11 protein-coding genes are annotated in these 10,446 nt (G+C 68.0%); 7 read left to right on the forward strand and 4 right to left on the reverse strand.

Annotation, left to right across the window (positions count from 1 at the left end; all coding sequences use genetic code 11):
- Positions 1-7: 7 nt before the first annotated feature.
- The gene (locus QSK36_RS29470) at positions 8-754 is read right to left on the reverse strand and encodes a DUF4118 domain-containing protein (protein WP_285784616.1); all 747 of its coding nucleotides are present in this window, start codon (positions 752-754) and stop codon (positions 8-10) included.
- Between the two features lie 300 nt (positions 755-1,054).
- Between QSK36_RS29470 and QSK36_RS29475 the strand changes: the two genes are divergently transcribed.
- Positions 1,055-1,315 carry an SAV_915 family protein gene (locus QSK36_RS29475; RefSeq protein ID WP_285784617.1) on the forward strand — a complete coding sequence of 87 codons (261 nt, stop codon included), beginning with the start codon at positions 1,055-1,057 and terminating at the stop codon, positions 1,313-1,315.
- A gap of 289 nt (positions 1,316-1,604) precedes the next feature.
- Positions 1,605-3,446: an APC family permease gene (locus tag QSK36_RS29480; protein WP_285784618.1), complete on the forward strand. Its 1,842-nt coding sequence runs from the start codon at positions 1,605-1,607 to the stop codon at positions 3,444-3,446.
- 33 nt (positions 3,447-3,479) lie between these two features.
- Here QSK36_RS29480 and QSK36_RS29485 read toward each other — a convergent pair whose 3' ends face one another.
- Positions 3,480-5,393, reverse strand: coding sequence for an APC family permease (locus QSK36_RS29485; RefSeq protein ID WP_502883358.1), 1,914 nt, complete (start codon positions 5,391-5,393; stop codon positions 3,480-3,482).
- A 501-nt stretch (positions 5,394-5,894) separates the two neighbouring features.
- Between QSK36_RS29485 and QSK36_RS29490 the strand changes: the two genes are divergently transcribed.
- The 3 genes from QSK36_RS29490 to QSK36_RS29500 all read left to right on the forward strand — a co-directional run bounded on the left by QSK36_RS29490 (position 5,895) and on the right by QSK36_RS29500 (position 7,421).
- Positions 5,895-6,362, forward strand: coding sequence for an Lrp/AsnC family transcriptional regulator (locus tag QSK36_RS29490; protein WP_285784620.1), 468 nt, complete (start codon positions 5,895-5,897; stop codon positions 6,360-6,362).
- A 186-nt stretch (positions 6,363-6,548) separates the two neighbouring features.
- The gene (locus QSK36_RS29495) at positions 6,549-6,899 is read left to right on the forward strand and encodes a hypothetical protein (protein WP_502883355.1); all 351 of its coding nucleotides are present in this window, start codon (positions 6,549-6,551) and stop codon (positions 6,897-6,899) included.
- 6 nt (positions 6,900-6,905) lie between these two features.
- The gene (locus QSK36_RS29500; protein ID WP_285784622.1) at positions 6,906-7,421 is read left to right on the forward strand and encodes a hypothetical protein; all 516 of its coding nucleotides are present in this window, start codon (positions 6,906-6,908) and stop codon (positions 7,419-7,421) included.
- Here QSK36_RS29500 and QSK36_RS29505 read toward each other — a convergent pair.
- Positions 7,402-8,454, reverse strand: a complete 1,053-nt coding sequence (locus QSK36_RS29505; RefSeq protein ID WP_285784623.1) for a magnesium transporter CorA family protein — start codon at positions 8,452-8,454, stop codon at positions 7,402-7,404. The two genes, QSK36_RS29500 and QSK36_RS29505, sit on opposite strands and share 20 nt — an antisense overlap.
- A gap of 321 nt (positions 8,455-8,775) precedes the next feature.
- Here QSK36_RS29505 and QSK36_RS29510 point away from each other — a divergent pair, with 321 nt between their 5' ends.
- Together QSK36_RS29510 and QSK36_RS29515 are read left to right on the forward strand one after the other, a co-directional pair.
- Positions 8,776-9,507, forward strand: coding sequence for a class I SAM-dependent methyltransferase (locus QSK36_RS29510; protein WP_285784624.1), 732 nt, complete (start codon positions 8,776-8,778; stop codon positions 9,505-9,507).
- Positions 9,504-9,860, forward strand: coding sequence for a hypothetical protein (locus QSK36_RS29515; RefSeq protein WP_285784625.1), 357 nt, complete (start codon positions 9,504-9,506; stop codon positions 9,858-9,860). Before QSK36_RS29510 ends, QSK36_RS29515 begins: the two co-directional genes overlap by 4 nt.
- 143 nt (positions 9,861-10,003) lie before the next feature.
- On the opposite strand, the gene QSK36_RS29520 is transcribed toward QSK36_RS29515, so the two are convergent.
- Positions 10,004-10,363, reverse strand: coding sequence for a tetratricopeptide repeat protein (locus QSK36_RS29520; RefSeq protein ID WP_285784626.1), 360 nt, complete (start codon positions 10,361-10,363; stop codon positions 10,004-10,006).
- Positions 10,364-10,446: the final 83 nt, after the last annotated feature.

The raw sequence follows: 10,446 nt of genomic DNA on the forward strand, positions 1-10,446 counted from the left end.
CCGGCCGTCATGCCTCCGCTTCGCTTGCGGCGGTGTCCAACGCCGACCCCGCCTGATCGGCCAAGGTGACCGCGACCAGACGCGCCTGCAACGGCGGGATCGTCCCCGGGGTGGGGTCGAGCATGAACCGGCCGTAGAAGCGGCCGTTGCCGAACGTGCACAGCTCGACTTCCGTATCGGGCAGGCCCAGGTGGTCGGCGTCCCAGCGTTTGCGACCCCAGGTCACGCTGCCGTCTTGCTCCAGCCTGGGCGGGTGGCCGATCAACGTGCCGTACTCGAAACGGCAGCCGCGCAGGTGCAGCACCTCGGTGAGCTGGGCGGTGACGTGATCGACCACCGTTCCCGGCGCCTTGGCGCTCTGTGCCAGCTTGGCGGTGTCGTGGATGCGGGCCAGGTAGTCGGCGTCGGTGATGACCACCACCTGCAGTCGCCGGGCGCGGGCGGCCAACTGTGAGACCGCCAGGCCCACGACGAGTAGCAACAGCGCGATCTGAAGATCGGCAGGCCTGGTGATGGTGAAGCGCTGGTAGGGCTGGGTGAAGAAGAAGTTGAACCACACCGCGGCCCATATCGCCGCCAGCGCGCCGGCCAGGCGGTTGCCCAGGGCAGCGACGGCTACCACGATCACGACTAGGACGAGCGCGACGCTGGTATTGGGCACGCTGTCGCGAAACGGCACCAGCACTCCCGTGATGGCCAGCGGCGCCACCAGCGCCGTCAGAAACGCGACGCGATCTGCGTCGAGATGCCTCACGCAGCCACCCATCGCTGCAGCACCTCCCGCCCTTCTGCGTTGACGCAGGTTGTTCACGCAGGTCAACGTCCTACACCTACCCGTCCTGCGTGGTGGTCCACGCATCGGCCCCCGCTCGGTGCATTGGCCAGCCGGTGAAAAGGGCCGCGATGTCGCCCGAAGACGCGACCCGGATCGCGGCGATCCATCAACATCGCGTCAGCTTTCCGCGGCGTGGCGTCGGGATTCCGTAGCGATGGTGTTCCCGCTGGTCGCGTGGAATCTAACGTCGCCTTCGTAGAGCCCTCTGGAAGGCATGACATGCTCGAAGATCCGTTATATGTGCCGGTTCGCCGCAGTTCGTTCTCCCTGGCGCTACGCGTGTTCCGGACGGCCGCGGGCAAGCAGACGGCCGTGGCCTTCACCTCACCGCTCCGGCTGACGAAGGTGCTGGGCAGCGACCAGGGCTGGATCCGCCTGAGTGAGCCCGCGCTGCGGAGCATGATCAAGGATCTCGGCGTAATCGGCATCATGATCGACCCCGCCGGCACGATGAGCCGGCCGATCTCCAGGACAGCGTGATGTGCATTCTCCAACAGAACCTCACCGACCAAGATGACCGATTCGTAGAGCCGCTGACGGCCGGGAACCCGCTGTCCCGTGGAGAGGAAAACCCCTGCGGTCTCCGGCGCGACCCCTGTCGGCAGGACCTGCGGTACAGCGAGGAGCGAGCCGCCGAAACGGCACCGGGGCGACGCGCGTCAAGCCCTCGTAGGGATGGCGACGGAAGGCGTCAAGGCCGCGTATGGATCGGCCGGAACGGCTCCGGCAGCGGCGGATGATTGGGGCGTTTCCCCTAGTAGGAGGACTGATGTCCGCAACGCTCACCTCTACCGCGGCCTCCGCGGCGAAGGAGCCCCCTGATAGCGGCGATAAGCACCGGCTGTCAGTGATCGGCGGTCTTGCCGCTCTTTCCCTGGACGCGATGGCCTCGGTGGCGTACGGCCCCGAGGCGATCGTCATCGTCCTGGCGCTCGCCGGCGGCGCAGGGCTGGGGTTCACCATCCCGGTCACCCTGACCATCGCCGGGCTGCTGGCCGTGCTGACCTTCTCCTACCGCCAGGTCATCGCCGCCTTTCCCGAGGGCGGCGGCGCGTACGGCGTGGCGAAGACCTATCTCGGCCGCTGGGCGGCGCTGGTCGCCGGGGCGAGCCTGATCGTCGACTACGTGCTCAACGTGGCCGTCTCGGTGGCCGCGGGGGTCGCGGCGCTCACCTCCGCGTTCCCCGAGCTCCTGCCGTTCACGGTCTGGCTGTGTCTCGGCGTGCTCGCCCTCATCACCGCGATCAACCTGCGCGGCATCGCACACAGCGCGCGGGCGTTCATCACTCCCACGGTGGTGTACGTCGGCGCCATCCTGCTGGTGATCGTGGCCGGCCTGCTCCGCGGCGAACCCACAACGGTTACCGAGCACGCCGCGCAGGCACACAACCTGCAAACGGCCGGTGTTCTGCTGCTGCTCAGGGCGTTCGCCAACGGATGCGCTTCGCTCACCGGCGTGGAGGCCATCGCCAACGCGGTGCCGTCCTTCCGGAAGCCGGGCGTACGGAGAGCGCAGCGGGCCGAGGTGGTCCTCGGCGGCCTGCTGGCGATCATGCTGATCGGCATCGCCGCATTGATCGAGAAGTTCTCCGTCGCCCCGGTGAAGGGCGTGACCGTGCTCGCCCAGGTCACTCGGGCCTCCCTGGGCGACGGCCCGCTGTTCTACCTGGTGCAGATCTCCACGATGATCCTGCTCGCGCTGGCCGCCAACACCTCCTTCGGCGGTCTTCCCGTGCTCGCCCAGTTGCTGGCGAAGGACAACAATCTTCCGCACCTGTTCGCGCTCCGCGCCGACCGGCAGGTTCACCGGTACGGCATCGCCTTCCTGGCGATCACCTCGGCCGCGCTGTTGATCCTCGCTCGCGGGGATATGAACCTGCCGGTACCGCTGTTCGCCATCGGGGTGTTCGTCGGTTTCACGCTCTCGCAGTTCGGTATGGTCCTGCACTGGATCGCGGAACGACCGAGGGGCTGGAAGGGCAAGGCGGCACTCAACGGGTTGGGCGCGGTGCTGACCTTCGCCGCCGCGATCGTGGTCACCGTCTCGAAGTTCAGCGAGGGCGGCTGGCTCATCGTGGTGGCGCTGCCGCTCCTGGTGCTGGCGATGCAGTGGGTCAACCGGAGTTACGGACGCATCGGCCGACGACTGGAGCTGGGCAGGACTCCCGACCCTCCCCGCCCGCGCCGCTCCCTCGTCGTGGTGCCGGTGCACGTGGTCAGCCGCCTGACCCGCGACGCCCTCTCGGCCGCGGGCTCCCTGGGCGACCGGGTGGTCGCCGTCAATGTCACCCACCCCGGGGACGAGCGGGACGCGCAGCGCTTCATCGAGGACTGGCAGCGCTGGGATCCCGGCGTGGAGCTTGTGCAGGTGTCCGGCGCTCACCGACGCCTCGACGAGCCCCTGGTGGAATACCTCAGGAACGTCCCCGAGCCACACGTCTTCGTCCTGATCGCCGAAGTCGAACCCGAGCACGCGTGGCAGCGGCTGTTGCAGAACCAGCGCGGCGCCGTCCTCGCCCGGGCATTGCGCCGCCGAACCGACACGGTTGTCTGCCGCATGCGCTTCCGGGTGGGTTCGTCGACGGCCGACCCGGTCGTCGCCACGCCATGAGGCGAGTACGCCGCGCGGCGGTGACCGGCACTGCTAGCCGACGTGGACGTGGGGTCTGCGCTCGAGGTCAGGCTCCGCCTTGCGCAGCACCTCGCGGGTGAGCGGGGGCACGTCGCCGCCGCCGAACACCAGGTAGCGCAGCATGGCGAGCACCGGGTTCCCTTCGGCCCAGTGGAAGTAGATGTGCGGCACCGCACCGGTGCGATCGCGGAGGTGGAGCAGGAGCGCGGCCAGCGAGTTCGGCACAGCGGAGCTCTCGATCCGCAGGATCCTGTGCCCGTAGCGCTCCTCGCCCCGGACGTGTAGCTCCGTCTCGAACTCCGAGGCATCCGGCACGGTGACCTCGACGAACATCACCGGCTCGTCACTGCGCAGCCGGTGGTTGATCCACTGCTCGCGGAGCTTGTCGTTGTACTCGTCCTGGTCACGTTGATGGGGCTCGTTGGCGATCAGGTGGATCAGGCCGCCGGCCCCGTTCACCCACTGCTCGGCCAACGGGTCCAGGTCGACCTCGGTCACCCGTAGTTCCGTGGAACGGGTGGCCCGGGAGATCACCGAGGTGATGATGATCGCGGCGATGAAGAAGGAGGCGATCTTCACGCCGTCCGGCCGCTCGACCACGTTGTCCACCAGCGTGTAGGCGAGGACCGCCGCGATCAGCCCGAAGCCGATCGAGGCGGCTGTCTGGCCCTTCCTGAACGCCGACAGCGTCACCGCGACCGCCGCCGACAGCATCAGCACCAGCACCCCTGTGGCGTACGCGCCGCCCTGGGCGTCCACATCGGCGCCGAAGATGATCGTGATGGCGAACGCAATCGCAGAGAAGACAAGCACCAGGGGCCGCACCGCACCGGTCCATTCGGGCGCCATGCCGTACCGGGGAAGATAGCGCGGCACCAGATTGATCAGGCCCGCCATCGCCGAGGCGCCCGCGAACCACAGGATCGCGATCGTGGAGACGTCGTACACGCTGCCGAACCACTCGCCGAGGAACTTATGCGCCAGATAGGCCAGCGCACGGCCGCTCGCCTTGCCGCCCTCCCCGAACTCCTCGTGCGGAATCAGCATGGTCGTGACGAAGCTGGAGAAGATCAGGAAGACGCTCATGACGAGCGCGGCCACGGTGAGCAGCCGCTTGGTGCCCTTGATCCGCTGTCGTACGTCGCCCCTGACGACCGGCATCACGGCCACGCCCGTCTCGAAGCCCGACATTCCCAGCGCGAGCTTCGGCATGACCAGCAGCGACAGGCCGATCATGGCCAGTGGACCGCTGTAGCCGACGTCCAGCGTGTGCGTCCAGTCCACGACCACCTGGGGCGCCTGGAGCACGTGGACGATCGAGGTGACCACGACGACGGCGTTGAGCGCGAGGTAGACGAGGACGAGGATCACCGCGATGCCGATCGCCTCGGTGAAGCCCATCAGGAACACCCCACCGAGCAGGGCCAGCAGGAACAGTGTGACGGGCACCCGCTGCCCCTCGAGCCAGTGCGGCGCGAACGGGTTCTCCAGGATGTGCGCGGTGGCGTCGGCGGCCGACAGCGTCATGGTGATGACGAAATCGGTGGCCGCGAACCCGAGCAGGGCCAGGACGAACAGCTTGCCCCACCACTGCGGCGCCAGCCTCTCCAGCATCGCGATCGAGCCCTGGCCGTACGGGCTCTCGGCGGCCACCCGACGGTAGACCGGCAGCGCGCCCAGCAGCGTGAGAGCGACCAGGAAGACCGTGGCGAGCGGAGACAGGAACCCGGCCGCGAGCGCCGCGATCCCCGGCTGGTAGCCGAGCGTGGAGAAATAGTCCACACCCGTCAGGCACATCACCCGCCACCACGGGTGCTTCGCGTGCGGCCCGTGCTCGATCTCCTTGCGATCGGTCTGGAGACCCTCGAGCAACCAGGCGCGCACCGGACCCGTCGGCGTGGCGACAGAACGCCCCAACCTGGCCACCTCCGGCATCAAGGACGCGTAAAGCAACGCATGCACACTAATGGCGGAATCACCGCCATCAGAGGAGACAGGGCGTCAAGAAGACGTCAAGAGCGGAAGTTGTTCGATCACAAAACGTGACGACGGGCGCTCCTGGTCACGAGAGGTCGAGGGCGGGCTCACGCATCGAGGGCAGTGGAACGTCCGCCCTCCTTGGGCAACCGGCCGACTGCACGTCCGCTCCTCACGGAAGCAGCCGAGGTCCGCTCAAGACGCGTTCCTGCACGCGGCCCGCGATTTGGCTGCACTTTGTACGTGGGGGCGGGAAGCGAGTCGACGTCGACGGGAGACAGCCATGAGGGTGTGGCGATGTCAACCGGGCGTCAGATTCGACAGACCCGCCGTAGGAATCGCGTCAGGATGGCCCGCTCATAGGCCGGGCCGTGCTTAGCGTGTCGTGTGTCCCATTTCCGGGTTGTTTGCCCGTTCAGTGCGGCAGAGCCGTTCAGGAGGCGGTGTGCGGTGAGCTCTCTCGACGACGTCGACAGGTCGCTGCTCCAGGCGCTGGCGCGGGATGGTCGCGCTCCGGTGCGGGCCCTCGCCCGAGACCTCGCGCTCGGCGACAGCACGGTCTCCGTCCGGTTGCGCAGGCTGCGCGACAGCGGCGCGCTGGCCGCCGTCCGTGTCGAGGTGGACCCGGCGGCGTTCGGCCGCCCGATCCAGGCCGTCGTACGCGTCCGGCTGCGCCACGATGTGAGATGCGGAGCCTACGAGCAGAGGTTGCGTGAGATGCCTGCGGTGTTGAGCGCGCTGGTCCTGCTCGGCGACGCCGACATCGAGGTGCGGGTGGCCTGCCGGAGCATGGACGATCTCGAACTTGTGGTGGCGACGCTCCGCGACGCGGGCGCCGACACCACCTGCACCCAGATCGTGACCCGTACGGTCCCCGGACTCGGCCAGGCGCTCCTGGCGGAGAGAAGAACGAAATGAGCCTGCTGATCACACCTCCGCGTACGACGGAGACGGCCGAGGGCCCCTGGCCGGCAACCGCGTGCTTCGACGCCGACGGGCATGCGGAGGTCGGCGGCGTCGACCTGATGGAGGTGGCCGCGCGCTTCGGCACCCCTGCGTACGTCATGGACGAGGCGGACGTGCGCCTGCGCTGCCGCGCCTACCGTGCCGCGCTGCCCCGGGCCGAGGTCGCGTACGCCGCCAAGGCGTTCTGGTGCCGGGCCATGGCCGCCTGTGATCGGCCGGGCGACGCACGAGGGCGAGCGGGACTTTACGGTGGTCGGCCACCACTGCGAGAGCGGGGACACGCTGGCCGAGGCTGTCGCGCTCCCCGCCGACATCCGCCCCGGGGACGTGCTCGCCGTCGCCGCTACCGGCGCCTACAACCACTCGATGGCCTCGACGTACAACATGACCGGGCGCCCGCCGGTCGTCGCCGTGAGCCGGGGCAAGGCCCGCCTCGTCGTCCGTCGCGAGGGCCTCGACGACCTGCTGCGCCGCGACGTCGGCCTCTGAGAACCCATGGGGAAGATCGTGCACGTCTCATCGACGGGACGCGTCCTGACGGCGGCGCTGCTGACCATCGTCGCCTGCGCGACCAGCGCGATCGTCAGCGCGCTCCTGATCCACGACGCGGACGCCTACACCGACGGCCATCGACGGGTGACCGGCCACGTCGTACGGGTGCTCCGGACCCCCGCCGCCGCGGCCCGGTCCGCTGCTCTGCCCGCCACGGTGGCGGAGGTCGTCTGGACCGGCCGGGACGGCCGTTCCCACACGGGCAGAACGGTGACGACCTCCGAGCACCAGGCGGGGGACCGGCTGGCCCTGTGGGTCGACGCCGGGGAAGAACCGGCCCCCGGCCCCTCGCCGACCGCCGTGGTCGTCGTGGTCGCTCTGCTGGCGGGACCGGCCGCGGCCGGCGGCCTCTGGACCGCAGGCCACCTCGTGCGGTCGGGGCGCCGCGCGTGGACCGCGCGGCGTGCCGTGGCCGGGTGGGAAGGTGAATGGCGGACCATCACGGCCAGAGGGCGCTGAGAGCGGCGACGGTCACAGCCATCCCCGTCTCTTGAACACCATGTAGAGAACTGCCGACGCCAGCATCATGAGGGTCAGAGCGAACGGGTAGCCGGGTGAAATTCATGCCGTATACCGTGCCGACCAGAGTGGGGGCGAAGAAGATGGCCGCCCAGGCGGATATTTTCTTGATCTCCTCGTTCTGCGTATAGCTGGCCTCCGTCAGACGCTTGACCTCTTCGTTCTGCGCCTGGCCGATTAGCGCGGCCTTGATGGTGAGGGTGGTCTGGTAGAACTCGATCACGCCTTGGAGGTACTCCCGTTCGCCGTCGGCGACCCTGCGTATCCGCTCGAACCGGTCCCCGATCTCCGCCATCAGATGTCGCCCTTCGGGCGACATGCGGGCGAGGCCGGCCATCTCTCCGTAGATCGCGCCGCTGAGCGCACCCATCGTGCGCACGGTGAGCAGGCCGTGGCGGGTGCGGAACAGCTCGTCGAGGAATTCTTCGGGGTCGCCCACCTGCCCGCCCGTGACCCGCTGCTCCAGTCGCCACACGTCGCCGGTGACCGCCTCGACGTAGTCCTCCTGGTTGCGGATGAGGGCGGCGACGATCGCGTGGGACAGTTCGAACGCTGAGGCGGGACGCAGCCGTCCCGCCTCGATGCGGGCCAGCACCGCCTGTGTCTCCCGCAGGGCGATCCCGGGCTGGACCGCCGGGTTCACCGGCCCGTGGACGGTTACCAGATAGTTCCGGCCGATGAACTGGTCGAGCTCGATGTAGTGCACGTGGCCGCGCTTCCCCCGCTCGGGCGCATGCAGAACGACGAACACATGATCCCGGTAGGCGTGCATCTTCGGCACACGGTTGCGTTCGACACAGTCTTTGATCGCCATGGGGTGGAAGCCGAACACCTCCGTCAGCACACCTACGGCATCGGTGTCACAGCGGGGGATGTCCACCCACACCAGGCCGTCCTGTCGCCCAAGCAGTGTCGGCAGCTCTTCGACGGGACGCTCCTCGATCCCCTCATGATTGATCAGGTGAACGTCCATGTGGTTCCCCCGAGCGATCTCGCCGTGGCCGGCGTGGCCGGACAGACGTGAACGTGGGCAGTCGGCGGCGTACGGCGAGTAGGCGGAACGAACACGGCCGATGCTGTACGCACCATTCTCACCTTTCGGTGTCATATCTTCGGGCTTCTATACCCCTTCTTGACGGCCCACGACGATATTCCTGCGTGGTCCTGACACCTGCCTCGAAGATTCTCAAGAAGTCGTAGCAATTGGCGCCGCGCCCGTCAGAGTCGCGTCAAGATTCCTGTCTCCTTCGGCGGCCACGACCCATAGTGGGAGAAGCCGAAGCAAGGAGAAGACATGGGCATTTCCACGGAGCATCCGCCGGATACCAGGCGGTTCCTCGGTCGCGGTATGGAACAGTTCCACCATCCGCGTCCGGTGTGCAGTGGGAACCGCCTGACGCCGCAGCGCCTGCGGCTGGTGGGTGACCTGACGGGCCGGGTCCTAGAGATCGGTGCGGGGGACGGCAAGAAGATTGTCTGCTTCCCCTCCACTGTCGATGAGCTTGTCATAGTCGAGAGCGATCCCTTCCTGAGGGCGGCCGCGCGGCTCGCCGCCCAGAAGGTCGCGATTCCCGTGGAGGTAGTCGAGGGCGAGATCACCCGCCTACCCGTGCCCGATGCGTCCTTCGACGCGGTCGTCGCCTCCCTGGTCCTGTGCTGCTCCCCCTCGGTGGCTCGAACCCTGAGCGAGGTGAGACGGATCCTCCGCCCCGGAGGCGAACTGCGTTTTTACGAGCATCAGCGTTCCGGCAACCACATGATCTCGCTCTGCCAGAGCCTGCTCTCCCCACTCTGGTCCCGGGTTTTCGGCGGCTGCCGCCCGGCGAGCGACGCCCTTGCCGCCATCCGGCAGGCGGGTTTCGTCATCGAGACCGTGGAACCGGTGGTGTTTCGCGGCGTCGGTCACGTCCTGGGCACGGCCAAAGTGCCGGTGACGGACATGCCGGGGGGAACCAGATCGCTGCCGCCGGCGCGCCGGATGCCGGAGCCGAAAGCTCACGTCCACGAGGCGTCGAGGACCGCATGAGCGAGTTCGTGGGGGTTGTGCTGCTGACACTCGGCGTCGCGGTGATGCTCGCGTCACGACGAGTCGCGATCGGTCCGGTGCGGATAGGCCACTTTGCCGGCTTGGCCTCCATAGCCGGGCTGGCGGACGACCGGTGCTGGCGGGTCACCCACGAGCAGGTTGAGGCGTGGATGCTCGCGGCGGGACTGGTCCCGGTCATCGCCGGCCTGGCGGCGTTCGGGATCGAGCCGTCCCCGGCGTTGGTCGCGGTCGCGCTGGCCGCGCCGGTGCACACGATCTCGTTGCTGACGGTGGCAGCCGCCGTGGGACGTTCCTCCCTGCGAAGAAAAGCCGGTAATCAAGCTCACCGATAACCGGTTGGGCCGAGACAGAGGCCGGATCTCTATGACTGGAACCGTACCGGTTAGTGACCGCCTACCACGGAGCCCAGTACACCGGGGCGGAGCCCCGTCAGGGACAGCTCGGGATTTGTGCTGCAAAATGTTTAACGGGAATTTCAGGACCCTTCGTTACCCGCGAACAGCGTGGCAAGAGCTCTCTCTGTTCTTGGATTGGGCGGAAGTCCGAGACCGGCTTGGCGCTGGCGGAGCAGCTTGGCGGTCCGCCGCGCGTCGTCCCTGCGGCCGAGGCTCAGCTGCAGGCGGATGATGCGGAGGTAGGTCTCCTCGGTGTCGGGATCCAGCGTGCGAGATTTCTCCAGGGCATTCAGTGCCTGCTCGGGATCGTCATCCCCGCACAGTTCGGCGAGTTGGCTCAGGACGTCGGCCTGCGATCGGGTCAGCGGGTAGCGGTGCTCGTCGAGCCACTCCGTCTGATGTGCCTCGGGTTCTGTGGAGTTGGCTTGGTTGGCCGTCATGCCAGCTGGGTGTTTGCGTAGAGCATCTCGTATTCGACCGGGGTGCGCATCCCCAGGGCGCTGTGACGTCGTTGGCGGTTGTG

The organism is Microbispora sp. NBRC 16548 (assembly GCF_030268985.1).
Taxonomy (GTDB): Bacteria; Actinomycetota; Actinomycetes; order Streptosporangiales; family Streptosporangiaceae; genus Microbispora; species Microbispora catharanthi.